Here is a 25783-nt window from a genome sequence, read left to right on the forward strand (position 1 = left end):
CCACAGTGTGCGGCTCAGCAGGCTGGTGGGTCCGGAGTGGTGCTTCCCGGGCCCGTCGGCTCGGTGGGGGGAGTGACGTCCGGCGGATTGCCGGGGTGCGGGGGTGGGTGGTGGCCGGGGCCGCCGGTCAGGTCTGCCAGGGGCGTGGGGGAAAGGGCGGCGGGGTCCTCCCCGGCTTCCAGGAGGGTGTCCGCGGCCCCCACGATCAAGGGATCCGGGCGGCCGACCGCCGCCTCGTCCTTGCTGGCGTAGTCGATGCGCCACAGCAGGCTGCGCATCGCCTCCAGACGGGCGCGGCGCTTGTCGTTGCTCTTCACCACGGTCCAAGGCGCATGGACGGTGTCGGTGGCACGGAACATCTCCACCTTGGCAGTGGTGTAGGCATCCCACCGGTCCAAGGAGGCCAGGTCCGTGGGAGAGAGCTTCCACTGGCGGACCGGGTCGACCTGGCGGATGGCGAAGCGGGTGCGCTGCTCGGAACGCGAGACCGAGAACCAGAACTTGACCAGCACGATGCCGTCGTCGACGAGCATGGCCTCAAAGGTCGGACACTGGGTGAGGAACTGCTCGTACTGCAGGGCCGTACAGAAGCCCATGACCTTCTCCACGCCCGCCCGGTTGTACCAGGAGCGGTCGAAGAACACGATCTCCCCCGGTCCGGGAAGATGGGCGATGTAGCGCTGGAAGTACCACTGACCAGCCTCTCGCTCGCTCGGCTTGTCCAAGGCCACGATGCGAGCGCCGCGGGGGTTGAGACGTTCGGTGAAACGCTGGATGGTGCCGCCCTTGCCCGCCGCGTCCCGGCCCTCGCAGATCACCACCACACGCGCTTCCGTGTCCCTGACCCACCGCTGCAGCTTCAGCAGCTCGATCTGCAGGATCCGCTTCGTCCGCTCGTATTCGCCCCGCCTCAACTTTCGGTCGTAGGGATAGTTCTCCCGCCACGTACGAATCGGCCTACCGGCCCCGTCCAGCAGCACGGGCTGCTCCGGCCGGCTCGCGTCGACGCTCAAGCCCGCGAGCAACGCCTTCTGCCGGTCCTTCTCGCGCCGGCCCTGCACGCTCACACCGGTCGTCTACCCCGCATCGTGAGTCACTACCGTCGCCGTGGCCACGGGAGCGAGCAGCCGCGTCGCGCCAGGCGCCCTCGATCAGCTGAGCACCGGCGCGGGAAGGGATCGGTGCCTTGATCGCCGGCCGCCGAGGAAAAGAGAGCCGGCACGCCAGGCTACCGAGCGTGACGCCGCCCCTCGGCTGACGGCCTACGGCCTTTCCACGTTGATCGAGGAGCGGGCGGGATGCCAGCGTCACGTCCCCCTTGGGCCCAGCCCAAGCACCTGCGAGGCAGGATGGTCCGATGGCCCACGGCATGGTGCGGGACGAGGCCGCCGTGTACAGGGCTCGCGGACGATCCCGCCGGACCGCGATGGCCGCTTGTGGGCTGTCGATCTTCTGTCCGCCGAGCCCCGTCCGCGGGCCGCTGCCGTGCACGGGGCGGGGCTGTGCCGCAGCCCCTTCGGCCGGTACCGCGTGCTGTATGCGGTCACCCGTAATCCGCTGGCCGTCGTCATCCTGCACGTTGGCCGCCTTGCTTTGTTGCAGGCGTGGCCTGACCTCCGCAGCGGATGTGGCATGCGCCATCCAAGGGTCGCGCCACCGCCGGACACGGGCGAGCTGTTCGCCCCGGCTCTGACACGTCAGCGGCACTCGCTATCGTCCCTGCCATGACCTCAAGTGATCATCTGCTGGACCTGATCCAGACCACCCCGGAGATTGATCTGCTGCTGCGGTCCTCGTTCGGCTTCGACATCCACCGAAAGCACTATGGCGATGGCTTGAGGCTTGCCTCGGGTGCGCCGCTGGAGGTGATCGCCGGGGAGTCTGCCGGTGGGGCGTAATTACTGTGTGCCGAGCAGAACGGTCGCCGGCCTGTGGTGTTCGCGAGTTCCGAAGGGGAAGGCGGGCTGCTCGCCGATGACCTGGCGGACGCGCTGGAGATTATCAAGACCGAACCGGACTACGTCGTGACCGACGACGACGGGCAGGCGTTCGACCCACCGTTCGGCGAGCACGTGGAGCCTCGCCACGGTGGCTGGCGCTGAACCAGACCGCCCGCTGCCGCCGGTCGCATCAACACTCGTATCTCGGCCAATACCTGACAAGACGTCGGGCAGACTCTCCAACGTGTCTACCGACCTGGTTCCCGAAGATCTCTGGGAGCGTATAGCCCCACTTCTCTCAACCCGGCCTGCTCGACGCCATCGCCACCCCGGACGACTGCCGGTATCGGACCGCGTCGCACTGGCCGGCATCGCCTACGTGCTGCGCAAGGAGTGGCCAGGCGCGATGTGCCCATCCAGGTCGTTGGCTGTTCAGGGGTGACAGCCTGGCGTCGGCTCCGGGACTGGACTGAGGTCGGCGTCTTGCCCCGCTTGCACGAGGCCCTTCTCGCCGAGCTGCGAGCGGCGGGTCTCCTGGAGATGGACGACTCGGCGATCGACGGCTCGCACGTCAGGGCGCTCAAAGGGGGGGGCTCACACCGGGCCTTCGCCGGTCGACCGGGGTCGGCCGGGCAGCAAGCACCACCTGATCGGCGATCGGCACGGCACCCCACTCGCCGTCAAGCTGACCGGCGGCAACCGCCACGACGTCACACAGCTCCTGCCGCTCCTGGACGCGATCCCCACCGATCCGGGGCCTGCGTGGACGCCCGCGCACACGGCCAAGCAGGCTGTTCGCCGACCGGGCGCCGACCTCCACCGAGGACTGCTCCAACTCGCCTGCAGCATCATCTGCCTGAGACGACTCAGAACCTCAATCTGAAACGATCAGTTAGGCCGGGGAGGATGTCAATAGAAGTTCTACCCGCCGGGCGCCCACGACGGGTTCATCGCCATGGCCCGCCACGCGCTGACCGACAAGTAGGCCGACACGGCCAGCGTGCTCAACAGCGTCCTCGGCGCGTCGGCCCAGCCGCCGGCCGCGGGCAACAAGCTCGTCAGCGGTGTCGGCGGCGGACTCCTCGGGGTAGCTGTTGGCAAGCAGCTTGTAGTCGGAGGGCAGCTTCGTGTTCAGGCATTCCTCGACCAGTGCCCAGTCGATGCCGGCTGGAGCCGTGCGTCGGAGGAGGGCGAGGCCGGGGACGGCCTGTTCCAGGGCGGCGACCGCGGAGGCCGGATCAGTCAGTCGCTGACGAGGTACTTGAGTGCCGATGAGATCGTCCACCGGGACAGCGTGCCAGAGCACGGATCACGAGCCTTCACTGACCTCCGACGTCCAAGGCCAATGACGACTTGAGCAACGTGATCCTTTGGCGTTTGGGCAGGCTGGCGGTGCTTCGTCCGTGCTCGGAGCTGAGCACATCGTGGGCCGCGGAGGGTGCTGATTTCGCCGTCTATCGCTATTTGATCAACACGGGCCGCCTTGGGCGGATGAGGAGGTGTCGGGAGTCTTGATCATGTCCGCCTGCGAAGGGGCGGGCTCTGTTCGAGACTGAGGTGGGTTGCCCATGTCACTGAGTGAGGACGAGGACCGTCGCCGGGCGGAGCGGGCCCCGGCAGGTGGGCCTATTCCGCTACGGCTTGATCCAGGACGCCACCCAGAACCGGCTGACGGGCAAGGAGGCGGAGCTCGGCGAGGACGCCGAGGAGATGGCGCCGGGCTGGTCGGCCGACCAGCTGCGCGGCGTGCTGAGTGAGGACGTTCTGGCCGAGCTGATGAAGGGCGCGGACTTCCTCACCGTGGAGCCCTGGGGCTTGGATCCCACCGCACTCCTGGCCGCGCTCGGTGTATTCCTGCTGTGGGGCCTCGTATGCCCGTGGGGGCAGGCCTCCCCCCGCTGGACGCTGTTCCTACGCGGCCGACAGGTGCCGCGCCGGCTCCCGCTCGCCCCGGCCCTGCTCGGCGCCGCCACGCTCGCCCCGTACGGCGTCGTCGGAATCGGCTACCTGGCCCAGGCCACGTCCGGAGTGACGACGATGCGGCGCGGCGACTTCCACTCCCCGGGCGACGCGTTGCTGGTCGGTTGGACCGGCATGGCCGCCTTCGCCGTCTACGGCGTCGCCTTGGTCATCACGGCCCGCTCGTACTGGCTTCGGACACGTCCCGCATGTCAGAAGAGCGCGCGGTAGCAGAGTGCGGCGACGGCGCTCACCGCGGCCGTGGGCCGGCCCGGCCGATTGTGCGGCACCGTGTTGCCGGCCAGGGCCGTGAGCCCGAGGCATGGGTAGTCGACGGTGATCCCGCCGTGCCGGTTCCACGTCACGTCGTCCTCGAGCCGCCCCAGTTCGGCCATGGCGCGGCCGCGCAGTTCGGGCCGCAAGTGCAGGGGCCCGACCCGGCCCAACGCCGTGGTCAGCAGGGTGACGTCACAGTCGTCCGTGTCCAGGTGGAGCAACACATCGTCGTCGTCCTCGTAGTAGCCGTAGGACGAGAACGTGGGGACGAGGAGGCGGCCGGACAGGGCACGGGCGACGCCGGTCATCGAGACGTGGAGCCGGGACAGGAGCTGCCCCGTGGCGGCCGGGGTCGGCTTGCGGACTCGTCTGCGCTCTTCCACGGGGGTGCGGGGGCCCGCGTCCGGGACCCGGGCATGCGCGTGACGTTCGCGTGCTTCGTCGGCGAGCCTGTCGTGGAAACCCGTTTCCCACAAGCCGTCGAGGTGCGCGTAGCCGAGTGTCCGGAAGGACCGGAGATCGGCCGCTGTCGGTACGAAGGGCAGGAGGTCCGAGGCATCGAGCGGGGCGATCTCGGATACGAGCTGGGGCATCAGCCGTCCTCTCGGGTGTGGCTACAGCAGCGACGTGAAGTGCAGGGCTGCGACCGCACCCAGGGTCGGCAGCGGGCGCCCTGGCCGATGGTGGGGCACGGACCGCCCGCGCAGGGCGAGGACGCCGTGCCGGGGGTAGGCGATGCGGCATCCGCTGTCGGCGTCCCAGGAGGGACCGGTCTGTAGCCGGTCCAGTTCCGCCTGGTTCCGACCGGCCAGTTCGGGGTGGACATGCAGTGGACCGACGTCGCCGAGCGCGGTGGCCAGGATCGCCAGGTCGGACTTCTCGACGTCGACGTGCAGCCAGATCGCGTCGTCGCTCGGGTAGAAGTTGTACCAGCCGTACGACGGAACGAGCAGGCGACTGGTGAGGGCTCTCGCCAAGGGCACCAAGGCGAAGTGCAGTTGCGTCAGCAGCGGGCCGTCGGACGCGGTCGCCTGGATCAGCCCGCCGGACCGGCGCGCGGTCGCTTCGGCGGTCGGGAACAACGCGGCCGCTTCCTTGGCGATCGCCTCGGCGGTCGCGTCGTTCCAGAGTTCGCCGAACGCCGCGAATCCCTGCCGGGCGAGGGATTCCCGGTGGATGCCGGCCACAGCCGGCAGACCGACGAACTCGTCGGGGACCGACGGGTTCCGTCCGCGTGCGCCGGCTGCGGCCGATCCGAGGAGCATGTCTACTTGGCTCCTGCGGCGCGGATGACCGGCTTGTCCATCATCACCATCTGGTTGGGGTGCTGCCCGCCGGACGTCGCGGCGCTGTTCGGCCATGCCACGTTCGGGGTGAAGTGCGTCCACTCGCTGTCGGAGGGCAGCGTGATCGCCCCACGGTAGGAGAAATGGTCGGATCCGCCCGAGGCCAGCAGTTCGTCGACGCGGTCCTGTGCCGCCTCCTCGATCCGCGACACGTCGATCACCTCCCTGGGCAGGACGTAGTAGTAACCCTCGGCGTCCGCGAGGACCACGGCGTCACCCTTGGTCTTTTTCATATGCTTAGCCTCTCCATTCGCAGCACGTCTCGGAGATTCGAGCATCACACACCGTAAGCACCATGCCAGGGTCCGACGTTACGTCCGGACGGCTGACGTGCTCCGATTTCCTCGACGCCGATGCGCGCTGCGGGCTGACCGATGTGCGCAACCCTCCTGGATGGCGCACTCGGGGACGCAGGGGATCGGGATGCAGCCAGCTACCGAAGTTGGATGTGTGATGTCGGTCAGCCATGTGTGACCAGAGGGGTGTCCTGGTCTCAGCCGCGACGGTCCATGACTACGCTGTCTACGTCAAACCCAACGTCTGGGTATGCAGTGCCTCTGACGGGGCAGCATCCTCGGTCGTAGATCGCCCGCAGCCGCCTGCTCGCTCATGCTGCGTTCCGTTCTGCAGGGGCCGGTGTGTGGGTGCGGGCGGCGCGGCGCAGGTCGACGACAACACCGGACAGATGCGGCAACAGTCACCCGGGTCAAGCTGCTAAAGCGCATGGGCTACGGCCGAGCCAACCTCGACCTCCTACGCCAACGGGTACTCCTCGGCCCATAGCCCGGCGGCAGCACACGATTCCAGGCAGCGTCCGATTTGCCCCAGGGGCCGTCTGGCTGGGAGCTGGTGACTCGTCTCGTCAGAGGTCAACGCGACGCTCCGCAGCCGATGGGTCATCGACGGAGCCGTAGCGCAGGACGACATGCGCTGGTCGGAACGGCAGGTCGTTCAGGATGGGTGCCATGACAGCGAAGAGTGCGTCGGCGTCCGGTCCGTAGGCGTAGAGGACCACCTCGCCACCTCCGTACTCGTTTCCGTCGAACTCGCCGACGTCAGCTTGCTCGATCGCCTCGGTCAGTAGGGACTGAGCCTGGCGGACGGCCTCCCGTCGGCTTGGATCGCCAAGGCCGGCGTCCGCTAGTCGGTAGTGAGCAATGACGGCATGCTCAACGTCGGTTTCTGCTTCGTCTGTGTCGGCCATACGGGAAACGCTCTCATCCCGCACCGACATCCCCTTCGGCCTGGCCTCCAGGACGCGATCCTGGGAGCCAAACATCGACCTCCTAGGCCAACACGTACTCCCCGCCGCAGGACCCTGTGACATCACAAGATCCCCGACAGAGCCGAATTACGCGAACGTCCAAACTCTTTGGTCGGACGACTGATCGCTCCCGCCGGTTACCCTGCTGCGATGGCTGACAAGGAGTTGATGGTTGACCTGCGGGGTCGGCGGATCGAGACGCTCAGGGACTTCTTCAGGGTCGTGGCTGAGCCGTGCGGGCTGCCTGAATGGCACGGCCGGAATCTGGATGCCTGGTCCGACACGATTCACAGCCGCGGCATCTCGGAGGTGATCGACAGCCACGATCTTCTCGTCGTGCACGTTGACCAGCAGGGACTCTTCAATGAAGGCAACCAGGTCGGCGTTGCCTTGGCAGAGGTCTTCGACGGAGAGCAGAACCGGCTGGTCATCCACAGGTCGGGCTGACGATTCGACTCCCATGTGCCTGGTCACGCGTCCATATCGTGATGGCAGCGAGATGGAGTGCGGCTTGGAAGGCGATGGCGGGCTTGTCGTTCTTCGACGAGGTGGCGGGCCGGCCGTAGGGGCGGCTGCTTCAGGCCGTTCCGCCCAGGCCGCCGTCGGAGGCCGACACCACTCCCGACTCGTACGCCGCGATCACCAGTTGGGCGCGGTCGCGGGCGGCCAGTTTTGCCAGGAGCCGGCCGATGTGGGTCTTCACGGTGCCCATGCTCAGGTGCAGCCGCGCCGTGATCTCGTCGTTCGACAGTCCCCGCGCGATCAGCTCCAGGACCTCGCGCTCCCGCTCCGTCACCCCCGCCAGCGTGGGTGACGGTCTGTGCCCCGCGGCCGGATCCGGGCGGCGGGTGAACGCCTCGATGAGGCGACGGGTCACGGACGGAGCCAGCAGGGAGTCGCCCCTGGTGACGACCCGGATGGCGGCCAGCACCTCCGCGGGCGGGGTGTCTTTGAGGAGGAAGCCCGCAGCGCCGGCCCGCAGCGCCGCGTAGACGTACTCGTCGAGGTCGAAGGTGGTCAGGATCAGCACCCGAACGCCTGCGGTCTGCGGGGACCCGCAGATCTGCCGGGTCGCCTCGATCCCGTCCATCACTGGCATCCGGACGTCCATCAGCACCACGTCCGGCCGGTGCAGGCGGGCCAGCTCGACGGCCTCTGCCCCGTCACCGGCCTCTGCGACGGCGGTGAGGCCGGGTTCGTTCTCGACGAGGATCCGGAAGGAGCCGCGCAGCAACACCTGGTCGTCGACGACCAGTACCCGGGTCGCGTCTGTCATGGGGTCTTCCTCACTCCGTCCTGCGGCAGTCGGGCGGAGACCGCGAAGCCTCCCTCGGGGCGCGGGCCCGCGCTGAACGTCCCGCCGTACATCATCGCCCGTTCCCGCATGCCGGCCAGGCCGTGGCCGTCCGGCCGTTCGTGGTCGGCGCCCCGTGTGCCGTTGTCCGTGACATCGATTCGCACCTCGCGCAAGTCGCCCTCGATCGTCACCCGGCAGCGTGCGGGGGCCGCGTGCTTCACAGCGTTGGTGAGGGACTCCTGGACGATCCGGTGCACGGCCAGGGCGATTCCGGCGGGCAGAGCGCCGTCCGGGACCCGGACCCTCAAGTCGACTTCCACGCCGGCCTGCCGTGCCTGTTCAGCCAGTTGGTCGAGGGCGTCGATGCCGGGCGCCGGGCCCAGTGGGGCGGCGGCCGTGTCGGTGCGCAGCACGCCCAGGGTGCGGCGCATCTCGGTCATGGCGGCCCGGCTGGTCTGTTCGATGAGGCGCAGCGCGTCCACGGCCTCCTCGGGGCGGCGTTGGGCCACGTGCCCGGCGACGCCTGCCTTCACCGCGATCAGGCTGAGGCTGTGCGACACGATGTCGTGCAATTCCCGTGCGATGCGCAGTCGTTCCTCGGAAATGGCATGTTCGGTGCGCCGTGTCGCGCGGTCTGCTTCCCGGGCCCGGTGGGCGCGGACCGCGAAGCCCGCCGCCCAGCCGCCGCCGAGGACCAGCCAGACGATGGCGGCGACGCCGACCGCACCGCTCCAGGTCTCGGCCGGGGTGACCACGGCCTCGGCGATGAGGACGGCGGCTGCCGAGGAGGCGAGGACGGCGGCGAGCACCGGTACCGAGCGCCGCGGGGGCGTGATGAGGGCGACCGCGTAGAGGGTGAGGCCGAGCCCGGTCCACGGCTCACGCGTGATGTCCAGGAGGGTGGCGACGACAGCTCCGGCGAGGGCCGTCACCGCTGCCGGTATGGGCCGCAGCCGGCGGACCGCGACCGGGAGGCCGACCGCCGCGGCCACGAGAACGCCCACCCACACCGGTCCGGTGTAGGCGGGCTGGGTCCCGCTGCCCGACATCCGGGCGAAGCCGGCGTAGGCGAAGGCGATCAGCAGTGCGGCGGTCAGGTCGAGCGCGAGGAGATGACCGTCGTGTGGCCGCCGGGGAAGACGCATGGTGCGACCGTACATCGTCAACCGGCTTGCCCGATCAGGGCCATGAGGATCAGCGTGACGGTGACCACCACACTCCAGCGCAGGACCGTGCCGCGGCCGGGTGCCGGGCCGTCGCGCAGCACGGTGATGCCCAGCGGGACGAGGGCGAGGCAGAGGCCCGCGACGGCCACGACGGACAGTGGGGTGGTGCCCTTGAGTACGCCGAGCGGCAGCGCGGCGGTCAGCGCCAAGGCGAGCGCTCGGACCGGGCCCAGCACCCGCGCCCGCCAAGCACCGACGGCCAGGAGCAGCCAGCCGCCCATGATCGCGAGGTTGAGGGCGCTGAAGATGTGGAAGGCCCCGTACGTCTCGCCGACGAACCGGGCCGCGGCCTGCGCGCCCTGCCGCTCGGCGAGCTGGAAGGCGAGGTGGTCCACACCGGCGTGGAACGTCCGGGCGAACAGCCCGAGGACGGCCAGGACCCCGCCCCACAGGGCCAGTCCGGGGCTGCGGCGGCCGATCCGCGCCGCCAGAACGGCGAGGGCAGGCCATAGCAGGACGGTCCCGGCCGCGAAGGCGCCGTAGGAGGCCGCGATCAGGCCGGGGTGCTCGAGGCGGGCGGCGAGCTGCTCCGGGAAGAAGAAGTGAAAGGGCATCCGCAGCAGCACTCCGGCCGTCAGCAGCACAGGGGCTGCCACCAGCGAGACCCCGCCCACCCAGCGCCCGGGGAAGGGCGCATCGCCGCCCCATGCCACCGGCAGCAGTCGGGCCTTCGCCGGGGTGGCGGCGTCGTGTACGAGGGGTGTGCTCCGTGTTGTCGTCATGCCTTGAACGATCCCGCCCGGACGAGCCCGTTCGCGTCGGAGCACGGTCCGCTTCTCGTATCAGCCCCCAGTCCGACCCTCCCGGTTCCCGCGCCTTCGGCATCAGACCGTGGTCCGATAGCTCTTGCTCCTGTTGGAGGCCGCAGAGACCGCGATCAGGGTTTCCGGACTGTTCTGGTCGTTCGCGTAGGCCTCCCGCCGTGCCGCCGACCACGGAACCTGCTCAGCCGGCGGGGAGCGTCATTCGAACCGTGCGATATTCCTGACTCATGAACGTTTGATGACAGGCCCTGGCGGTAACGTCAGCGGCCGTCGCGACGCCGCTCGTAACGCCACGGCTGTGGCGGACCGAGGCGGCGGGCCGCTTCCACACACCGCTCGTCGTGGTGGAGGGCGAGTCCGTACACGGCGACGACCCGTACCCGGCGGTCCGTGTCGTCCAGCACAGCAGCCAGGGCGTGCATGAGGACGGGATCGTTGACCCTGCCCTCGCCACGCGTGCGGCAGGCGGTCTTCCATACCACTGCGTCCGGATCGGTCATCAGCTGCAGCAACGCCGTGCGGGCCTCGCTGGAAACGGCCGGCGGCGAGGACCAACCGATGAGCCCCTGCGCCACCGCACGCCGTACTCGGGCATCGGGATGGCCGGCGTAGGGCAGAAGGGCCGCCTCCGCGCGCGGGTCGACGTGTTCTCCCAGAGCGACCAACACCTCGGTGAGCACGGCGAGGTCGGTCTCCTCGGCCGACCAATCGCTGAACATGTCCAGGACAGGACCGGCGAACGCGTCCTCGTCGCTGTCATCGAGAGATGAGTCAGCCGTAGCACCTCGGCACAGAACAATCGACGGGACGGGTCCGGCTGCGTGCGCAGCGCCGCGGCAGCCGTCCAGGTCGCCTGGTCGCGCCGGCCGGCCAGCAGGATGGTGACAGTCCCCCAGGCGGTGTGGTCCTCGCGGTCGGCGTGGGCCAACGCGCGGCCCGACAGCGGCATGCCGCCCGCGAGGCGGGCGCCGAGCCCGGAACATGACCGGCGAGGGAGGAGGGGTGTGGTGGTGATGACGGGCAGGCAGCGCCGTGTCGGCGGCAGTGTGCTGGCAGGCACGGTGTTGGCGGCGGGCGGCGGGCGGCGGGCGGCGGGCGGCTGGTGGGCCGGCTGGTCCGGGTCTGGGACCGCGGGCCTGCTGCTGAGCCTGTTGGCCGGGGGCGGGGTGGCGGCCGGCCGGGGCGTGGCGCTCGGGCGCCTTACACCTTCCGCGGGTCGTTCCACCGGCACTGATGAGCCGGGGCGAGGTATACGTCGGCGGTCGGCCAGGTATTGTCCTGGCCGACCGCCGTGTGGCCCGTCCGTTCGGCTTGTGGTCAGCGCCGCAGGCCGCGGATTCCGCGTGGGGTGCCGATGCCGGTGGGGCCGTCGTAGCCGAGTACTGCGGTGCACAGGTAGGTGCCGCCGCACGAGCCGGTGGAGCCCAGGTCGATGTCCCAGAAGGCCCGGCGGTTGGCGTAGGGGTAGGAGTTGGGACGGTCGTTCGGGCCCGGGTTGCTGGCCAAGGCGTACATGGAAGCGATCAGCGGCGTGGCGAGGGCTGGTACCGCCGACCGCTTTCCAGCCGGGATCTCCGGCCCCGAAGGTGTCGTACACGGCGAGGCCGGTGCCCGGGCTGGCGACCGCGGCGACGTCGGCGACAGTGCGGCGGGGGCAGAGGGGGTCGCTCTGCGATGTCGGCTTGGGCTGGAACTGGGAGCAGCCGGAGCTGGTGCCGTCCCAGGCAGCTTCGTACCAGCCGCCCGGCCGATTTCGCTGCGGCCCGGGAATCACGAACGGGGGCTTAGAGGTCCTAACAAGGGCGTTGGACCAATCGGGCGCGGCGAGGGCCGCGCGTGGATGCACACCGGCCGCGTCAGGTGCACGCACCGGCCAGCCCGGCAGGACGCACCCGCGGGGCCGGAGTTCAGCGCCTCGGTGCCGCCCGCGTCCCGAATCCATGTGACCTGACACACATTCGGGAGTTGGTCCAGGTAGCGGCCAAGGGGGCATGTGATTGCAGGATTCGGCCCCGATCGGGCAGTTCGGCGTGACACTGCGCGCCCCGCCCGGCGGCACCGCGGACGATGGTGCCCGCACCATCCACCCCTCCGTGTCGGCCGGTACGCCCCGACCGCACCAGAGGTGCGCACCCGTCGATGGCCGGGGGCCTGGTGGTACCCCCGAGGGGAGCAGGAGGGTCCGCTCGGGGGCCGGTATCGCGGGGAGCTACCGCTTGTGCCCGTGTCGCACGTCCAGGCACAGCGCCCAGACGTCGGAATAGCTGCCCGGGGAGGGAGAGCCCCCGCTGTGGGTGGCTGCCGTCCAGTACGCCGGGTTGGAGCTCCCGTCGCCGAAGGGGGTGCCGGCGGCGTCGCTGGGGAAGCTGCCGTTGAGGTGGGGCCCGCCCGAGGTCGCCTTGGTGAAGTCGGTCGTGGTCACGTTGCCTCCGCTGATGGCGGCGCCTCCGCTGACCAACTGCCCGTCCTCGCGGGAGCAGCCGACCGTCGCGGTCTGTCCCGTGGAGCCCGTGTTCGGGCCGCTCACCTCACGGAAGCGGACCGTTGTCGAGACGTGCTTGAGGCTGATGTCGTCCGTGCTGCAGATCGCGTAGGCGTAGGTCATGTTGTTCTGGTCGCGTCCGCCGCCGATCCCGCCGACGGCCGTCCAGGAGTCGGGGTTGGTCTCGCCCTCGCCTGCGGCGATCTTGCCGAAGTGGTGCTCGGCGTCGTTGAAGGTGGGGAAGCCGGCGACCGGCTTGAGGCTGCCGACGCTGGCCGGGGTGGTGCGGGCTCCGCCGCCGATCAGGACAGTGTTGGCCGGGCAGGTCGCCGTCACGATGCGGGCCGACAGCCCGACGGAGGGGCCGGGGGCCTTGTTCATGACGACCTGGGTGTGCCTGATCAGGTTGGACTGCAGGCAGATCGCGTACGGGGTGGTGGAGAAGTATTCGCTGCTGCGGCTGCCGCTTCCGCCGAACGCCATCCAGTGCGTGGGGTCGGTGCCAACGACCCCGGGGGTGTCGATGTACTCGGTGGTGCCGTCGGCGCTGGGCACCATGCCCATCACGTGGTTGCCGTTGGACATCTCGTCGTTGCCGATGGCCTGGTCGGCGCCGCCGCCGGAGATGAGGCCGTCGGGGCAGTCGGCGTGCGAGGTGACCCCGGTGAAGGGGGTCGCGGGACCCATGGTGGCCCCGGGGGTGACGACGGTGACGTCGGCGGTCTTGGCGTACGCGGCTCCCGGCACCGCGGCGGTCAGCAGGCCGGCCAGGAGCAGTGCCTTGGCCGTGGCGGAGCTCCGCCGGAGTTTCGTGCTCATGGGATTCTCTCTCTTGTTCCCTCGTGCGTGGACGGTTGTCCCGGGCCGCCGACTCAAACGCCATCGTCCGCGCACAGCGCCCAGGCGTCGGTGTAGGTGCCGGGCGAGGACTGTCCTCCGGTGTGGGCGGAGGCCGTCCAGTACGCCGCCGTGGTGGTCCCGTCGCTGACCGCGGCGCCGCCGGAGGTGCTGGGGAAGCTGCCGTTGAGGTGGTCGCCGCCCGAGCCCGGACCGGTGAAGTTCGTGGTGGTCACGCTGCCCCCGCTGATCGCCGCGCCGCCGCTGACCAGCGTCCCGTCGTTCTGGCCGCAGCCCACGGTCGCCGTCTGGCCGGTGCTGCCGGAGGTCGGGCCGCTCACCTCGGTGTGGCGGACCTTCACCGTGGCGCCGCTGACGTTGATGCCGCTTCCGCTGCAGATCGCGTAGGCGTAGGTGTAGTTGGCGCTGTTGGTGCTGTTGTCCCAGCCGACGGCCGACCAGGAGTCGGGGTTCGTCTCGCCGTCCGCCGCGGCCTTCGCGCCGAAGCTGTGCGCGGAGTCGTTGAACGTGGGGAAGCTTGCGATCGTCTTGAAGGTGCCCGTGTTGCCCGGGGTGGTACGGGCGCCGCCGCCGAGGAGGCGGGTGTTGGCCGGGCAGGTGGCCGTGACGCGGCCGACGGTCGCCCCGGTGGTGGGGGTGTTGGCCTTGTTCATGACGACCTGGGTGTGGTTGATCAGGTTGCTGGTGAAGCACATGGCGTACGGGGTGGTGGAGAAGGAGGCGTTGACCTGGCCCCCGCTGCCGCCGATGGCGAGCCAGTACGTCACGTCGGTGCCGACGACACCGGTGGAGCCGGTGTACTCGGTGGTGCCGTCGGAACTGGGCGAGGTGCCGTTGACGTGGTTTCCGTTCACGCCGGCGCCGGTGCCGATGGCCTGGTTGATGCCACCGCCGGAGACAAAGCCGGCGGCACAGTCGCCGTGGGTCGAAATCTCGGAGTTCGACGTGGCGGGACCGCTGGTGGCCCCGGGGGTCTTCACGGTCACGCTCACCGTGTTGGCGTAGGCGGTTCCTGGCACGGCCACAGCCAGAACGGCACCCAGGAGCAACGTCCTGCCTGTGACGAAGCGGCGCAGAAGTCCTGCGTTCATGTGGATCTCCCCATCTGACGGGCGATAAGCGACGAGCGGTGAGCGGGCGATGGGCAGGCGATTAGGCCTCAACGGCGGCATGGCGCGGTGCGGAGGGGTGTCCGGAAGAGGGGCACGGGCGTCAGCAGTGCGGAATTGCCATGGCACCACATCGTCTGCCTGCCTCGCGGATGTACGCCGCTCAGGGGCAGACCAGGGGTTTGGACCGGCCATCTCGCCACCCTGTCCCGAGTAGCGCATGCGGACTCTATCAGCCCTCTGGCCTTGCATCTACCTAGAAGGTTTGTACTTTCAAGTAGCAGATGCGGAGACAGGGAAACGCCCCTGGGTGAGGCCCCGAGGCTGTTGAGCAGGACCAAGCCGACTTCGCCGCCTGGCCGCCGGCAACGAAGCGCCCCAGCCCCCGTTCCTGCCCCCGCAGTTGATGCTGGCCGCGCGGATGGGTGGGGCGGGCGATCCGTGGGCTGCGCCCGCGAGCACGGACGCGAAGCGCGCTTGGGGACCGTTGACCGAGGGCCTGACCGTCCCCCGAGATCTCGACCTCGGCGACCGGGCCCGCGCCGTGCAGCAGCTGAAGGTGCCCGAGGCCGCGCACAGTCAGATGGTGGTGATGGTCAAGGGAGTCCTGCCGGAGCAGGAGGCGGGTTTGCTGGTTGGTGCCCGTCAGTGGCCGCTGCTGGCCGCCCGGATGCAGAAGATCGGCGAGAGCGGCGGCCCTGCGGCGGTCGGCCAGCACTTGTGCCGCCTGGGCAACGACACCTCCTGGAAAAGGAGGGGCAGGGCTCCGCCCTGGTGGGCCGCCACGCGACCTTGCACTCCCTGACGACGACGCCGCCGTCGGCGCCCGCCCACCGGCAACAGACCGCGCCTGCCAAGGCACGGGGCGGGCCCGGTGACGGCGCAGGCTCCCGCTCCGGGAAGCGGCGGGCGCGGGTCGGGTGTTCGGGCATGGGCGGGGCGGGCGCGGGCGGCCTGGTGGGCTTTGGGCGGCAGGGACCGGATCGCCGTGGAGGGCCTGCTGCTCGCCGCTGGTTTGCAGGCGGCCGCCTGGCGGGCCGGGCAGGTCGGCTTTGTGCAGGTGGACTACGCCCTGACGTTGCTGACGCTGTTGGCGATGCTGGCCACTTTCTTCCGGGCGGCCGTGTACCGGCCGGACGCCGCGGCGGGTCCTGTCGGTCCGCTGGTGACGCCGTCGGAGGAAGTACGGCGGCATGCCGCCCGCGAGGCCGGTGCTGGGTCTGGGGCCTGACCGGAGGGGACGCAAGGGAGGGCGTGGTGCGGTGGTGTTGACCGGCAGGGAGCGGCGTGTGTGCGGCGGTTGCGTTGCGGGTGCGGTTCTGGCGGGGTGTGGCTGGTACGCGGACCGTGCCGAGTATGGGGTTGCGGGCGTGGTCGTGAGCTTCTTGGCCGGGGTGGTCGTGCTGGTCGGCGTGTGGAGGGCGGGAGCGTTTCGCCTGTCGGCAGGGTCACCGTGTCCGAGCCGGGCGGTGGGGCGTCGGGTGCGGGCCGATCGGGAGCGTTCGGTGCGGCTGCTGGCCGCTGCCGGCCAGGCCTTCGACACGGACGAGGGGATTGACGCGCTCGCTGAGGAGGTGGTGACGTTCGAGCAGATCGTGCTCTACGGGGTGACCGACCTTCCCGGCCAGGAGTACCCGCCTCACGGCCACGACTACCCGAGCTCCTGATCAGCTGTGGTCGGCTACCGGGGCCTTCCCCATCCGGACAGGAGGCGTGGCACGGGCCGCGGGGGTGCCAAAGGAACACGACAGCGCGAGGGTGAATCGTCACCTGTCTTCACCAGTCGGCGTCACCTGGCTGCCAGTGACCCTCACCTGTAAGGCCGCAGTCGACATGGGTTATGAGGGACAGTCAGGTGCGGTTGCTCAGGTTGATTGGGGTCGCTGCGCAGTTTCACTGATCGTCGACACCGCACTCTGTCGCTGATCAGTGAAACTGAGCAGTCGTCATGCTGCTGACCTGGGGTTGTGCAGGTCGGCTGAGCGGGTTGGCGGCTGTGTTGGCTCACTGGATCTGAGCAGAGTCCGGGCTTGTTAGTCGCCTGGCCTGCGGTGTTGGTCGGCCTGGGTGCGACTGTGCAGGGTGGTTGAGCAGTGCGCAGTTTCAGTGATTCGCGGTATGTGGCGTGCTTTCGGGGGCGGGGTTTTTCGGGCTGTCGGTGGGGTGGTGGTAGCCGAGTTGCTGCTGGTCCCGCAGAACATGGCGGGGTGGGGCTGGCCCGCTGGCCGGTCGGTCTCGCCGATGACGGCTCAATGTCAGTGCTGGGCGAAGGTGGAATCAGGCTGGGTGCTCCGTGTGGGATGGGTGCGTCATCCGGTGGGATGGGCGGTCACGGTGAATGCGCCGCGGATGCCCTTGCCGACCATGCCGGGCTTGCACGCGGTGGTGTACGCGCCGGCCTCGGCCACCTTGACCGTCATGGTGCGGGAGGTGCCGGGGCCGATGCCCTCGACCTCGCTGACCACCTTGCCCGCCGGGCTGTAGAGGTAGAACTCGGTGATCTTGTCGCCTTCGTTGGTGACCTCGAAGGAGATGGATCCGGTCGGCGCGGAGGTCCGGGAGAGCTCGCAGGCATCGTCTGCGGCTCGGACGGCGATGACTCCGGACTTTGCGTCGCCACCCTCGGCGGACTTCTCGGTGCAGGCGGTGAGCGTGATCAGGGTGCCGACGGCGAGCAAGGTCGTGACGACGGAGCGATAGGGGTGGGCAGACACGACTGACTCCGGGGGTGCGAGGGGTCTGGGCGGCGCGCAGTCTAGGCCGAAGGGCAGCCCGGTTGTCCAAATGTCGACCCTCGCGACTGCCGCCACGGCCACTTGATGTGAGTGACAGACATTCAACTTCCTTCTGTATTTTGAAAGTCGACCCCATGTGCCCGTTTTGTGGTGATGTTCGGATCATGAGACGACTTGACGAACATCCACAGGAACCTCTTAGGTACGCCTTACCTAACCCCCGATTCGAAGGATTTCAGCCATGCCCAGACCCGCCCTGCGTTCCCTCCTGGTCGCAGCTCCCCTCGCGCTTGCCCTGACGGCCTGTGGCTCGTCCGGCGACTCCGGGAAGGCCGAGGGTGCCAAGCCCGTGCCGAAGGAGACGGCGCCGGCCGGGGTGGCTCACCAGCACACGGTGCTGGAGGCGGAGATCGCGGCGAACGGCGGGGAGACCAAGGCCGGGGATTACCGGGTCGGCTACATCGTCGAGGCGGCCGAGCCGTGGTTCCAGGCGGAGCAGGGCGGACAGGGCGGTCATGCCGGGCACGGAAATCTGGTCAACCGCGAGCCGGCCAAGGACGAGACGCACCACATCGAGATCATCCCGATGGAGGCAGCCACCGGCCGCATCGTCCCGAACGTCCCGATCCGCCTTGAGGTCGTCGATGCCCAGGGCCAGGTCGTGCAGGCCCAGGACCTGAACTTCTACCACGCCGAGTTCTTCCACTACGCCAACAACTTCTCCATCCCCACCGCGGGGGAGTACACCCTGCGCGCCACGCTCCAGCCGCCGACGTTCCTGCGGCACGGGGCCAGCGGTGAGAAGCCCGCCCTGAGCGAGCCGGTCACCGCCACGTTCGCGAACGTGGAACTGAAGACCGAGAACTGATCCCGTGGCCCTCACCGCAGACACACCCCTCGCCTCCGTCCCGGTGGTGCCCGCCACCAGGACGGAGCGGTCCACGCCGGCCTGGGTGCTGGTCCTGCTCGGCATCCTGAGCTCGGCCGTCCTGGCCGGCGCGTGCTGGATGTCCGGCCACGTCCACGCCGACACCACGCTCCAGACGGTGGCCCGCTTCATCCATGTCGCGGCTCTCGTCGTCGGCCTCGGCGCGGTCCTGGCCGTCGACTGGTTCGCCGTCCTGTGGCTGCTCGGACGGCGCCGCCTGTCCGACATCACCGGCACCGCGTGCGCTCTGCAGGTCCCCATCTGGCTCGGGCTGGCCGGTCTTATGGCCACCGGTCTCCTTCTGCACCCGAACCTGAGCTCGCCGCTGACCCAGGTCAAGCTCGGCCTCGTGCTCGCCGTCACCGTCAACGGCCTGTACGCCCACTGGCTCGGCCAGCGCCTGGACCGCTACCAGAACTCCCCAGTCCCGCGCAGGCTGCTGATCCGGTCCGCTCTGGCCGCCACCGTGAGCCAGACCGGCTGGTGGGGCGCCACGTTCATCGGCTTCCTCAACAGCCAGTCCTGACCCGTCCCCGCCCCTTTCGGAGAGCACGTGTTCGCCAACTACCTCATCGGCCTGCGGGAAGGCCTCGAGGCCAGCCTCGTCGTCTGCATCCTCATCGCGTACCTGGTCAAGACCGGCAACCGCAGAGGACTCCCGGCGATCTGGACCGGCGTGGGGATCGCCGCCACACTCAGCCTCGGCGTCGGGGCCATCCTGCAGTTCGGCTCCACCCAGCTGAGCTTCGAAGCCCAGGAGATGCTCGGCGGCGGCCTGTCCATCCTCGCCGTGTCCCTGGTCACCTGGATGGTCTTCTGGATGCGCCGCACCGCCCGCCACCTGAAGGCCGAACTCCACGGAAAACTGGACCAGGCCCTCGCCATCGGCACCGGCGCGCTCATCGCCACCGCCTTCCTCGCCGTCGGCCGCGAAGGTCTGGAAACCGCCCTGTTCGTCTGGTCCGCCGTCCAGGCATCCGGTGACGGCGCCCGCCCGCTGACCGGAGCCGTACTCGGCCTGCTCACCGCCGTCGCCCTCGGCTGGCTGTTCTACCGAGGCGCCCTGCGGATCAACCTGGCCAAGTTCTTCACCTGGACCGGCGCCCTGCTCGTCATCGTCGCCGCCGGCGTCCTCGCGTACGGCATCCACGACCTCCAGGAAGCCGACATCCTTCCCGGCCTGGACAACCGTCTCTTCGACATCAGCGCCACCATCCCCCCGGACAGCTGGTACGGCACCCTCTTCAAGGGCATCTTCAACTTCCAGCCCAACCCCAGCACCCTCCAGGCCGCCTTCTGGGCCCTGTACCTCATCCCCGCCCTCTACCTCTTCCTGCGTCGGCCCAGCCGGGCGCAGGAAACCGAACCGGCAACCGGCTGAAGAACCGCTTCCAGTACTGACCGCGTGCGGCCAGATTGGTCGCAGCATTCTTCGGCGTCCCGGAAGCCGCCGAAGCCACCGCCCGGCTCAAGGGAGCACCGGAGGAGAACCGATGACCCGTACCGCCCCTGCCCAGGCGGCTTCCGCCCACCGCATGTGGCCGCTGTACGCGGCCGGGTTCACCACCGCCTTCGGCGCGCATGGCGTCGCCGCCAACCTTGGCGGGTTCTCCGAGGATGCCGTCACCTCGCTGCTCGTCCTGGGTGGTCTGCTGGCGCTGTACGACGGCGCCGAGGTGATCCTCAAGCCGGTGTTCGGCACCTTGGCCGACCGGATCGGCGCCAAACCGGTCCTGCTGGGTGGGCTCGTCGCCTTCGCGGCCGCCTCCGCGCTGTACGTGATCGCCGACAGCCCCGGCTGGTTGTGGGCGGCCCGCCTCGGCCAGGGTGCCGGTGCCTCCGCGTTCTCCCCGTCCGCCTCGGCCCTGGTCGCCCGGCTCAACCCGGCTGCCAAGCGCGGACGCGCGTTCGGCAGTTACGGCTTCTACAAGTCCATCGGCTACACCCTTGGTCCGCTGCTCGGTGGAGTCCTGGTCTGGGCGGGCGGGTTGCGCCTGCTGTTCCTGGTCACGGCCGGATGTGGCGCTGCCGTCGCGGTGTGGGCCGCCCTCGCCGTGCCCGCCGTGGCGCCGCTGCCCAAGTCCCGGCAGACCGTCGCCGATCTCGTACGGCGCCTCGCCGACCGCTCCTTCCTCGCCCCGACCGGCGCGCTCGCCGCAGCCACCGCCGCCCTCTCCGTCGGCGTCGGCTTCCTCCCGGTCTCCGGGGCGGCGGCCGGGCTCGGCACCATCGCCACCGGCGCGGCCGTCTCCGTACTCGCCGCCACCGCCGCCGTCGTTCAGCCGAGGGCCGGTCGCGCCCTGGATGCCGGACGCCTGACCACCCGTACCGGGCTCACGGCCGGCCTGCTGATCACCGCCGCGGGCCTCGGCTGCGCGACGCTCCCGGGCCTGCTCGGCGTACTGACCGCGGCCGCCCTGATCGGAGTCGGCACCGGTCTGATCACTCCGCTGGGCTTCGCCGCCCTGGCGGCGAGCACCCCGGAGGAGCGGATGGGCCAGACCATGGGCTCCGCCGAACTCGGCCGTGAACTCGGCGACGCCGGCGGACCCCTCCTCGTCGCGGGCTTCGCAACGGTCACCACACTCACCTACGGCTACATGGCCTTGGCGATCCTGATCGCTGTCGGCCCACTGCTCGCCCTCGCCACCAGGCACCGCGCCACCAGGATCTGACGGCGACCAAACCGGTCAACGGTGCGTCATCCGGCCGTTGTTCCAAAGGGGGCCAGGACTCCCAGAGTCTGCTCGAAGAGAGGTTCGGGGTCACCCGGCCGAGCAGCAGGAACGCAGTCGGCTCCGTCATGGGCAGCCACATCTGCCGTCTGGGGGTGCCGGCCATGTCCGCCACACGGGCTCACGCCCAGTTGCCAGGTCCATCCCACTCGCTCGTATCCGGATGATCCCCAGAGCGGACGGCTTCATGACGGAGGCACGGCGGCGTCAAGGGCATTGCTGGTGGGGTCGTGGGGTGGCCGGGGACGAAGGCGGGCGGCGAGGACGGCGACGTCGTCTTCGGCGTGTTGTGCGTCGAGTCCGTCGCAGACCGCGTCCACGACTTCCGAGACGCCTGCTCCCGTGGTCATGCGGAGCGCCGCGAGTCGGGCCAGGGAGGTGTCGATGTCTTCGCCGCGGCGTTCCACGAGGCCGTCGGTGTAGAGCAGGATGGTCTGATCGGCGGTGATCGGCAGGGCGACGGCTTCGTATCCGCCGATGCCGGTGCCCAGCGGAGGGCCGACGGGAATGTTCAGCAGTTCGCCCGGGCCGTCGGCGGTGAAGGCGGCGGGTGGCAGATGTCCGGCGCTGGCGTACACGGCCAGGCCGCGGGCGGGATCGACGCGCACGATGAGGCAGGTCGCGGGACGACGGTTCTCGTCCGCCGCGGCCAGGGCATCGAGCTGGCGGAGCACGCGGTGCGGGGCGAGATCGGTGGAGGCGACGTCGCGCAGGAGGGAGCGGTAGGCGTTCATGTCGACGGCGGCTTCCAGGCCGTGGCCCATGACGTCACCGACCACCAGCAGGGTCCGGCCGAAGTGCAGCCGCACGGTCTCGAACCAGTCGCCGCCGACGAGGGCGCGGGATCCGGCCGGCAGGTAGCGGCTGGCGACTTCCAGGTTGGGGTGTGGCCGGCCCGGTTCGGCCACCAGGGCGCGCTGGAGGTCGAGTGCGATCTTCTCCGTTGCCGCCAGGCGCCGTGCGTGTGCGATGTGCACGCATGCGATTCGTGCGGCGAAGTGCAGCGTAGCCATCTCGTGGTCGCTGAAGTCGCCGTGTGTCCGGACCGCTAGCAGCCTTCCGTAGAGCTCGCGCCGGCCGATCAGCGGCACCGAGACGAGGTGCACGGATCCTTCCGTCCCACTGCACGTGTACGCGTGCACGGGATGTCCCTCGTCCAGGGCCCGGACCGCAGGGGTGCTCTCCGTGGCGAGACCGTCCAGAAGGTCCTTCGCTCCGGCCGAGGCCACACGCTCAGTCCTGCCGCCGTGGCCGATCACGTCCACGGCCGCGGCGTCGCACAGAGTCCGGAATGCGAATGCCGTCAGCTCCTGCCAGGTCGCCCGCTCGTCGAAGGACGTCCCGACGCGCTCGAGAGCCTCTTCCATCGCGCGCAGGCGTGCCTCCACGCCTTCCTGTTCCGGCACGGCGCCTCCATAACCCCTGGTCGCCCCAGGGAGCCCGACGAGGAAGGCATTCCATCAGCCCCAGCCCTTTCGGTGACCAACGCGGGGCGTGCCCTTGCCCCGATCGAGGCCACTCCAACCTGTCTGGGTGCGCTGCTCACACCTCGGGCGGGAAGGCTCCGGTTCGGGGTGCCCGGGGGCCCCGGGTGCCCTGCAAGCCGGGGTCGGTCACGCGTCGGGGGTCAGGATTTGCGTTCCATCTGCTCGTCGTGGGGCAGCAGGTCCTTGGCTCTGCGCTCCATCAGGACCGGGAGGTAGGTACGCACGCGTGCGTACCGGAGTTCTTCGTACGCCGTCTGTACTGAGCTTTGCACCAGGCCGGCGTCCAGTTGGGGATGCGCCTTCATCAGCCGCTCGGCGACGTGGCGGATGGTGAGGGCATCGTCCGATTCCGCCATCACGAGCCTCAGCCTTCCTTCGGGGATCGCCTTATCCCTAGTTTCGCGGAGCGCCGTTCGGCTCGGAAGTCGATCTTTCGCCGCTGTGCGTGGCCGCCGGCAGCACCTTCCGGCTGGAACATGTTGCACCTGGTGTGGCGATCAGTGGTGACCGAGTATCGGGTTTCCGGGGCGGCTGTCGTAACGAGTCGGACTGCGCGCCCGCGCCTCCGTCGATGCGTGGGAGCAGGTCGAGCAGCGTGGTGCGGTCGGCGGGGGACAGGCTTGAGTGGCACGCGGCGAGTACCTCGTCGGCGATTTGGTGTCCTGCGCTCAGGACCTCTTCGCCGGAGGGGGTGAGATAGTGCTCGATGCGCCGGCCGACGCCCGGTCTGCGGTCGATCAGACCCAGGGCCGTCAGTCGGCCGGCGAGCGTGCCGAAGGCCTGCTCGCTCTGGAACGTCGCCGCAGCCAGTGCACGCGCGGGCACCCCGGGCGCTCGGCTGATCGCGCGCAGGGCGTCCCACTGCGCCAGAGCCGTACGCCTAGTAGTGCTGTGACCGGAAAGGTTCACCGGGTCTGATGCTGTACTGGCCGAGTGCGGCGACTTCGGAGATGGGGATGGCCCGATGGAGGGGTTCACGGCGTGGCTGCTGCGACACGTGACGGATCAAGGCGCGATGGGAGAGCTCGCCAGGAGGGCCGCCGCGGATCCGGACTGGCTCGAAGGCCCGGACCGGCTGCAGACCTTCACCGATCACCTGGAGGGCGGCGGTGCCACGCGAACGACACTGCAGAACCTGACCGACGCCTGGATCCGTTACGCCTCCCATTGAGGTGCTTCGGCTTCGTCCGCACCCGTTCGATCTCCCGCTTCGTCACCCGCGCAGTCCATCGAACCGCGCGAGTAGGGCCCGGCCAATGGCTGCGCGTGCGGGTTCTTCACCTGTCAGGTGTCGAAGCGGTGGCGGGAGGCCTCGATGTGACCGAGGTACCGGTGGGTCCAGTCGCATAGTCCGTCGATCGTCACCCGCAGGGCTTGGCCCGGCTCGGTGAGGGTGTACTCGACCCGGGGCGGTACGACGGGGTGCACCGTCCGCTCGACCAGGCCGTAGCGCTCCAGCATGCGCAGGTTCTGGGTGAGCATCTTGTGGCTGATGCCCTCGACCTCGTCCCGCAGCTCGCCGAAGCGCAGGGTGTGCTCCCCGAGGGCCTCGATGATCAGGAGTGCCCATTTGTTGGCGACGTCCGAGAAGATCTCCCGCGCCAGGGAGTCCGCGCGCCTCAGGTCTGCTTCGTCGGGCGAGCCCGTGAACTGCTTGGTCACCATGAGGTTCCCCAGTCACCGAAAAGTGCGTTCTTCCATGCCAGCGGCCACTCTCCTACGGTTCCTGAGTAACCACAAGAGAGCGAACGTGCCCTGGCTTGATGGAAGCGAGCCCACGGGCGCTCGAGGCGCAATGGAGGCGGGCAGCATGGCCATCACCCTGGTGAACCCCAACGGATTGCCGATGATCGACGCCTACCGGCAGGTGTCGATCGCGACCGGGTCGAAGCTTGTCTTCGTCGCCGGACAGGTCGCCTGGGATGGCGACGGTGTCACCGTCGGCGAGGGTGACCTCGCCGCTCAGGTCGAGCAGTGCTACCACAACATCGCCACCGCCCTGACCGGGGTCGGCGCCTCCTTCGACGACGTGGCGAAACTGACCGTCCACGTCGTCGACTGGACCCCCGACAAGATGCCGCTGCTGATGGAGGGGCTCGGTCGGGCGGCCGAGAAGCTCGGCCTCACCGCGACACCCCCCGCCACGCTGCTCGGCGTCGCGGCACTGGACGTACCCGCCCACCTCGTCGAGGTCGAAGCCACCGCCGTCCTCGACTGAACAGGTACTCCCCACCCTGGGTCTGTCCTGTCCTCCGACTTCCATCGACGGGCCGGCGGTCCGGGCGCCGTTGAAGTGGGGGCGGGGGCCGGCGCGCACCGGGGGCGGTGTGTCGGCGGCCGTGGTGTGCGGGGCACCCGGGACGGCTCGGCGTTCGCGCGCAGGCCGTATGGACGGGGCACCGGTTGAACTGTAAAGGATGCGTGCCGTCGAGGCGTAAAGGCCCGGGGCAACGGGCGAGACTGGAGGCCGCCTCGTGGCTCAGGGCCAAGAGTTCACACCCCACAAGGGGCGCCCAGCATGATGCGCGCCGCCGAAGCCGCCGTGTCTGTCTGGGAGGAAGCACACCCGCCCTCGTCCACGTCCCTGCCGGAAGTGGGGTGAAGGCACGTGCTGGCGGTAGCCGGGTCCTTCGGCATCGGGAGGCTGTGGAATACGGGACGGCGTGCAGGGTTGAATCGAGGTGGATCAAAGAGGTCCCGGCGGGAGGGTGTTGTGGTGGCGAGGAACGGCAGACGGCGGACTGTGGTGCTCGGTGCGGTGCTGGTCGTGGCGGTCTTGGCGGGTGTCGGGGTCTACTGGTTCCAGCCCTGGAAGCTGTGGACGGATGACGAGGTCAACGACGCACTCCCACTGGCGCCCGCCCCTTCGGCCGGCGCGGTCTCCGGCGCGCGCCCGGCCGGGTCGGCCGGTCTGCGTACGGTTGCCGGCGGCGGGCTGATCAGCCACGAGCACACCACGACAGGCTCGGTGAAGGTCCTCGAGCTCCCCGACGGATCCCGGACGCTCCGGCTGGAGAACCTGGTCACCAGCAATGGCCCCGACCTGCGGGTCTGGCTCACCGATGCTCCGGTGAAGGAAGGCGTCGCAGGCTGGCGGGTGTTCGACGACGGGAAGTACGTCAGTCTCGGCAAGCTCAAGGCAAACAAGGGCGACCAGAACTACCCGATTCCAGGTGACGTCCGGCTTGAGGACTACACGAGCGTGACGATCTGGTGCGACCGCTTCGATGTGTCCTTCGGCGCCGCAGAACTCAGCCGGACGTGATCCGCTCCCACGGAACCTCGTGAAGGGACAGCGTCGCAGGCTGTCGCGGTGATCGTGCCGGGTGCAATGCCGCGCATCAGGGAAACCAGGTCCGCCTCACGCTCTGCACCGG

At 69.6% G+C, this 25783-nt stretch carries 31 protein-coding genes and 3 pseudogenes; 15 read left to right on the forward strand and 19 right to left on the reverse strand.

The genetic code is table 11. The annotated features are described in order from the left end of the window. Positions 1-14: 14 nt before the first annotated feature. A complete protein-coding gene (ppk2, locus tag ACFV9H_RS14400; protein WP_385397543.1) occupies positions 15-1067 on the reverse strand; it encodes a polyphosphate kinase 2 in 1053 nt (350 codons plus the stop codon). A gap of 657 nt (positions 1068-1724) precedes the next feature. Here ppk2 and ACFV9H_RS14405 point away from each other — a divergent pair. The 3 genes and pseudogenes from ACFV9H_RS14405 to ACFV9H_RS14415 all read left to right on the forward strand — a co-directional run. After that, positions 1725-1898, forward strand: a complete 174-nt coding sequence (locus ACFV9H_RS14405) for a hypothetical protein (RefSeq protein ID WP_385397544.1) — start codon at positions 1725-1727, stop codon at positions 1896-1898. Between the two features lie 33 nt (positions 1899-1931). Continuing rightward, on the forward strand, positions 1932-2102 hold the full coding sequence (locus ACFV9H_RS14410) for a hypothetical protein (RefSeq protein ID WP_385397546.1): 171 nt from the start codon (positions 1932-1934) through the stop codon (positions 2100-2102). 82 nt (positions 2103-2184) lie between these two features. After that, a pseudogene (locus tag ACFV9H_RS14415) lies at positions 2185-2746 on the forward strand (IS5 family transposase); the annotation flags it as partial. 86 nt (positions 2747-2832) lie between these two features. On the opposite strand, the gene ACFV9H_RS14420 reads toward ACFV9H_RS14415, so the two are convergent. Then, entirely contained in the window at positions 2833-3225 is a 393-nt protein-coding gene (locus tag ACFV9H_RS14420) for a hypothetical protein (RefSeq protein ID WP_385397548.1), read from the reverse strand. Between the two features lie 356 nt (positions 3226-3581). Here ACFV9H_RS14420 and ACFV9H_RS14425 point away from each other — a divergent pair, with 356 nt between their 5' ends. Continuing rightward, complete coding sequence (locus tag ACFV9H_RS14425; RefSeq protein WP_385397550.1) at positions 3582-4130, forward strand: hypothetical protein; 549 nt, start codon at positions 3582-3584, stop codon at positions 4128-4130. On the opposite strand, the gene ACFV9H_RS14430 is transcribed toward ACFV9H_RS14425, so the two are convergent. From ACFV9H_RS14430 to ACFV9H_RS14445, 4 genes are all read right to left on the reverse strand, one after another. Then, positions 4112-4768: a hypothetical protein gene (locus tag ACFV9H_RS14430; RefSeq protein ID WP_385397552.1), complete on the reverse strand. Its 657-nt coding sequence runs from the start codon at positions 4766-4768 to the stop codon at positions 4112-4114. The genes ACFV9H_RS14425 and ACFV9H_RS14430 overlap by 19 nt on opposite strands. A 21-nt stretch (positions 4769-4789) precedes the next feature. Beyond that, positions 4790-5440 (reverse strand): hypothetical protein, encoded by a 651-nt coding sequence (locus tag ACFV9H_RS14435; protein WP_385397553.1) that lies wholly within the window; start codon positions 5438-5440, stop codon positions 4790-4792. Positions 5441-5442: 2 nt separating this feature from the next. Continuing rightward, entirely contained in the window at positions 5443-5754 is a 312-nt protein-coding gene (locus ACFV9H_RS14440; protein WP_385397555.1) for a hypothetical protein, read from the reverse strand. A 629-nt stretch (positions 5755-6383) separates the two neighbouring features. Beyond that, positions 6384-6725: a hypothetical protein gene (locus ACFV9H_RS14445; RefSeq protein WP_385397557.1), complete on the reverse strand. Its 342-nt coding sequence runs from the start codon at positions 6723-6725 to the stop codon at positions 6384-6386. A gap of 210 nt (positions 6726-6935) precedes the next feature. On the opposite strand from ACFV9H_RS14445, the gene ACFV9H_RS14450 reads away from it, so the two are divergent. Beyond that, on the forward strand, positions 6936-7232 hold the full coding sequence (locus ACFV9H_RS14450; protein WP_385397559.1) for a barstar family protein: 297 nt from the start codon (positions 6936-6938) through the stop codon (positions 7230-7232). A 130-nt stretch (positions 7233-7362) separates the two neighbouring features. Here the strand turns inward: ACFV9H_RS14450 and ACFV9H_RS14455 are convergent, their stop codons facing one another. The 8 genes and pseudogenes from ACFV9H_RS14455 to ACFV9H_RS14490 form a co-directional block, all read right to left on the reverse strand. Next, a complete protein-coding gene (locus ACFV9H_RS14455; protein WP_385397561.1) occupies positions 7363-8061 on the reverse strand; it encodes a response regulator in 699 nt (232 codons plus the stop codon). Then, positions 8058-9227, reverse strand: coding sequence for a sensor histidine kinase (locus ACFV9H_RS14460; protein ID WP_385397563.1), 1170 nt, complete (start codon positions 9225-9227; stop codon positions 8058-8060). The genes ACFV9H_RS14455 and ACFV9H_RS14460 overlap by 4 nt, the downstream gene beginning before the upstream one ends. 17 nt (positions 9228-9244) lie before the next feature. After that, positions 9245-10030 (reverse strand): hypothetical protein, encoded by a 786-nt coding sequence (locus ACFV9H_RS14465; RefSeq protein ID WP_385397565.1) that lies wholly within the window; start codon positions 10028-10030, stop codon positions 9245-9247. A gap of 120 nt (positions 10031-10150) precedes the next feature. Then, positions 10151-10243: pseudogene (locus ACFV9H_RS14470) on the reverse strand (HNH endonuclease); the annotation flags it as partial. 89 nt (positions 10244-10332) lie between these two features. Then, on the reverse strand, positions 10333-10791 hold the full coding sequence (locus ACFV9H_RS14475) for a HEAT repeat domain-containing protein (RefSeq protein WP_385397567.1): 459 nt from the start codon (positions 10789-10791) through the stop codon (positions 10333-10335). A gap of 598 nt (positions 10792-11389) precedes the next feature. Then, on the reverse strand, positions 11390-11578 hold the full coding sequence (locus ACFV9H_RS14480) for a hypothetical protein (RefSeq protein ID WP_385397569.1): 189 nt from the start codon (positions 11576-11578) through the stop codon (positions 11390-11392). Between the two features lie 703 nt (positions 11579-12281). After that, the gene (locus ACFV9H_RS14485) at positions 12282-13373 is read right to left on the reverse strand and encodes a hypothetical protein (protein WP_385397571.1); all 1092 of its coding nucleotides are present in this window, start codon (positions 13371-13373) and stop codon (positions 12282-12284) included. Positions 13374-13426: 53 nt separating this feature from the next. After that, complete coding sequence (locus tag ACFV9H_RS14490) at positions 13427-14503, reverse strand: hypothetical protein (RefSeq protein ID WP_385397573.1); 1077 nt, start codon at positions 14501-14503, stop codon at positions 13427-13429. Between the two features lie 505 nt (positions 14504-15008). On the opposite strand from ACFV9H_RS14490, the gene ACFV9H_RS14495 reads away from it, so the two are divergent. The 3 genes from ACFV9H_RS14495 to ACFV9H_RS14505 all read left to right on the forward strand — a co-directional run bounded on the left by ACFV9H_RS14495 (position 15009) and on the right by ACFV9H_RS14505 (position 16188). Beyond that, on the forward strand, positions 15009-15326 hold the full coding sequence (locus ACFV9H_RS14495; protein ID WP_385397575.1) for a hypothetical protein: 318 nt from the start codon (positions 15009-15011) through the stop codon (positions 15324-15326). Positions 15327-15509: 183 nt separating this feature from the next. Beyond that, entirely contained in the window at positions 15510-15752 is a 243-nt protein-coding gene (locus ACFV9H_RS14500) for a hypothetical protein (protein WP_385397577.1), read from the forward strand. A gap of 250 nt (positions 15753-16002) precedes the next feature. Continuing rightward, the gene (locus ACFV9H_RS14505; protein WP_385397579.1) at positions 16003-16188 is read left to right on the forward strand and encodes a hypothetical protein; all 186 of its coding nucleotides are present in this window, start codon (positions 16003-16005) and stop codon (positions 16186-16188) included. 642 nt (positions 16189-16830) lie between these two features. Here the strand turns inward: ACFV9H_RS14505 and ACFV9H_RS14510 are convergent. Continuing rightward, entirely contained in the window at positions 16831-17235 is a 405-nt protein-coding gene (locus tag ACFV9H_RS14510) for a cupredoxin domain-containing protein (protein ID WP_385397581.1), read from the reverse strand. Positions 17236-17497: 262 nt separating this feature from the next. Between ACFV9H_RS14510 and ACFV9H_RS14515 the strand changes: the two genes are divergently transcribed. The 4 genes from ACFV9H_RS14515 to ACFV9H_RS14530 all read left to right on the forward strand — a co-directional run bounded on the left by ACFV9H_RS14515 (position 17498) and on the right by ACFV9H_RS14530 (position 20859). Then, positions 17498-18124: an iron transporter gene (locus ACFV9H_RS14515; protein ID WP_385397583.1), complete on the forward strand. Its 627-nt coding sequence runs from the start codon at positions 17498-17500 to the stop codon at positions 18122-18124. 4 nt (positions 18125-18128) lie between these two features. Then, positions 18129-18710 carry a hypothetical protein gene (locus ACFV9H_RS14520; protein WP_385397585.1) on the forward strand — a complete coding sequence of 194 codons (582 nt, stop codon included), beginning with the start codon at positions 18129-18131 and terminating at the stop codon, positions 18708-18710. 27 nt (positions 18711-18737) lie between these two features. After that, positions 18738-19565, forward strand: a complete 828-nt coding sequence (efeU, locus tag ACFV9H_RS14525) for an iron uptake transporter permease EfeU (RefSeq protein ID WP_385397587.1) — start codon at positions 18738-18740, stop codon at positions 19563-19565. A 112-nt stretch (positions 19566-19677) separates the two neighbouring features. Beyond that, positions 19678-20859, forward strand: a complete 1182-nt coding sequence (locus ACFV9H_RS14530) for an MFS transporter (RefSeq protein WP_385397589.1) — start codon at positions 19678-19680, stop codon at positions 20857-20859. A gap of 245 nt (positions 20860-21104) precedes the next feature. On the opposite strand, the gene ACFV9H_RS14535 is transcribed toward ACFV9H_RS14530, so the two are convergent. The 3 genes and pseudogenes from ACFV9H_RS14535 to ACFV9H_RS14545 all read right to left on the reverse strand — a co-directional run. Next, positions 21105-22325, reverse strand: a complete 1221-nt coding sequence (locus ACFV9H_RS14535; RefSeq protein WP_385397591.1) for a PP2C family protein-serine/threonine phosphatase — start codon at positions 22323-22325, stop codon at positions 21105-21107. A gap of 221 nt (positions 22326-22546) precedes the next feature. Then, positions 22547-22762 (reverse strand): three-helix bundle dimerization domain-containing protein, encoded by a 216-nt coding sequence (locus ACFV9H_RS14540; RefSeq protein ID WP_385397661.1) that lies wholly within the window; start codon positions 22760-22762, stop codon positions 22547-22549. Positions 22763-22970: 208 nt separating this feature from the next. After that, a pseudogene (locus ACFV9H_RS14545) lies at positions 22971-23282 on the reverse strand (MarR family winged helix-turn-helix transcriptional regulator); the annotation flags it as partial. 88 nt (positions 23283-23370) lie between these two features. On the opposite strand from ACFV9H_RS14545, the gene ACFV9H_RS14550 reads away from it, so the two are divergent. Continuing rightward, positions 23371-23577: a hypothetical protein gene (locus tag ACFV9H_RS14550; RefSeq protein WP_385397593.1), complete on the forward strand. Its 207-nt coding sequence runs from the start codon at positions 23371-23373 to the stop codon at positions 23575-23577. 113 nt (positions 23578-23690) lie between these two features. On the opposite strand, the gene ACFV9H_RS14555 is transcribed toward ACFV9H_RS14550, so the two are convergent. Continuing rightward, positions 23691-24071, reverse strand: coding sequence for a winged helix-turn-helix transcriptional regulator (locus tag ACFV9H_RS14555; protein WP_385397595.1), 381 nt, complete (start codon positions 24069-24071; stop codon positions 23691-23693). A gap of 145 nt (positions 24072-24216) precedes the next feature. On the opposite strand from ACFV9H_RS14555, the gene ACFV9H_RS14560 reads away from it, so the two are divergent. Next, entirely contained in the window at positions 24217-24624 is a 408-nt protein-coding gene (locus ACFV9H_RS14560) for a RidA family protein (protein WP_385397597.1), read from the forward strand. 498 nt (positions 24625-25122) lie between these two features. Further along, on the forward strand, positions 25123-25671 hold the full coding sequence (locus tag ACFV9H_RS14565; RefSeq protein ID WP_385397599.1) for a DM13 domain-containing protein: 549 nt from the start codon (positions 25123-25125) through the stop codon (positions 25669-25671). Positions 25672-25783 lie beyond the last annotated feature (112 nt).

Origin of the sequence: Streptomyces sp. NPDC059874 (assembly GCF_042731135.1) — a bacterium.
Classification (GTDB): Bacteria; Actinomycetota; Actinomycetes; order Streptomycetales; family Streptomycetaceae; genus Streptomyces.

What these genes read in the sequence shown, in the direction of transcription:
- ACFV9H_RS14550 (WP_385397593.1), top strand. Translation starts at nt 23,371, where the DNA reads ATGGAGGGGTTCACGGCGTGGCTGCTGCGACACGTGACGGATCAAGGC.
- ACFV9H_RS14465 (WP_385397565.1), bottom strand. Translation starts at nt 10,030, where the DNA reads ATGACGACAACACGGAGCACACCCCTCGTACACGACGCCGCCACCCCG.
- ACFV9H_RS14560 (WP_385397597.1), top strand. Translation starts at nt 24,217, where the DNA reads ATGGCCATCACCCTGGTGAACCCCAACGGATTGCCGATGATCGACGCC.
- ACFV9H_RS14445 (WP_385397557.1), bottom strand. Translation starts at nt 6,725, where the DNA reads ATGGCCGACACAGACGAAGCAGAAACCGACGTTGAGCATGCCGTCATT.
- ACFV9H_RS14460 (WP_385397563.1), bottom strand. Translation starts at nt 9,227, where the DNA reads ATGCGTCTTCCCCGGCGGCCACACGACGGTCATCTCCTCGCGCTCGAC.
- ACFV9H_RS14475 (WP_385397567.1), bottom strand. Translation starts at nt 10,791, where the DNA reads ATGTTCAGCGATTGGTCGGCCGAGGAGACCGACCTCGCCGTGCTCACC.
- ACFV9H_RS14455 (WP_385397561.1), bottom strand. Translation starts at nt 8,061, where the DNA reads ATGACAGACGCGACCCGGGTACTGGTCGTCGACGACCAGGTGTTGCTG.
- ACFV9H_RS14485 (WP_385397571.1), bottom strand. Translation starts at nt 13,373, where the DNA reads ATGAGCACGAAACTCCGGCGGAGCTCCGCCACGGCCAAGGCACTGCTC.
- ACFV9H_RS14490 (WP_385397573.1), bottom strand. Translation starts at nt 14,503, where the DNA reads ATGAACGCAGGACTTCTGCGCCGCTTCGTCACAGGCAGGACGTTGCTC.
- ACFV9H_RS14440 (WP_385397555.1), bottom strand. Translation starts at nt 5,754, where the DNA reads ATGAAAAAGACCAAGGGTGACGCCGTGGTCCTCGCGGACGCCGAGGGT.
- ACFV9H_RS14405 (WP_385397544.1), top strand. Translation starts at nt 1,725, where the DNA reads ATGACCTCAAGTGATCATCTGCTGGACCTGATCCAGACCACCCCGGAG.
- ACFV9H_RS14530 (WP_385397589.1), top strand. Translation starts at nt 19,678, where the DNA reads ATGACCCGTACCGCCCCTGCCCAGGCGGCTTCCGCCCACCGCATGTGG.
- ACFV9H_RS14540 (WP_385397661.1), bottom strand. Translation starts at nt 22,762, where the DNA reads ATGGCGGAATCGGACGATGCCCTCACCATCCGCCACGTCGCCGAGCGG.
- ACFV9H_RS14430 (WP_385397552.1), bottom strand. Translation starts at nt 4,768, where the DNA reads ATGCCCCAGCTCGTATCCGAGATCGCCCCGCTCGATGCCTCGGACCTC.
- ACFV9H_RS14435 (WP_385397553.1), bottom strand. Translation starts at nt 5,440, where the DNA reads ATGCTCCTCGGATCGGCCGCAGCCGGCGCACGCGGACGGAACCCGTCG.
- ACFV9H_RS14450 (WP_385397559.1), top strand. Translation starts at nt 6,936, where the DNA reads ATGGCTGACAAGGAGTTGATGGTTGACCTGCGGGGTCGGCGGATCGAG.
- ACFV9H_RS14515 (WP_385397583.1), top strand. Translation starts at nt 17,498, where the DNA reads ATGCCCAGACCCGCCCTGCGTTCCCTCCTGGTCGCAGCTCCCCTCGCG.
- ACFV9H_RS14555 (WP_385397595.1), bottom strand. Translation starts at nt 24,071, where the DNA reads ATGGTGACCAAGCAGTTCACGGGCTCGCCCGACGAAGCAGACCTGAGG.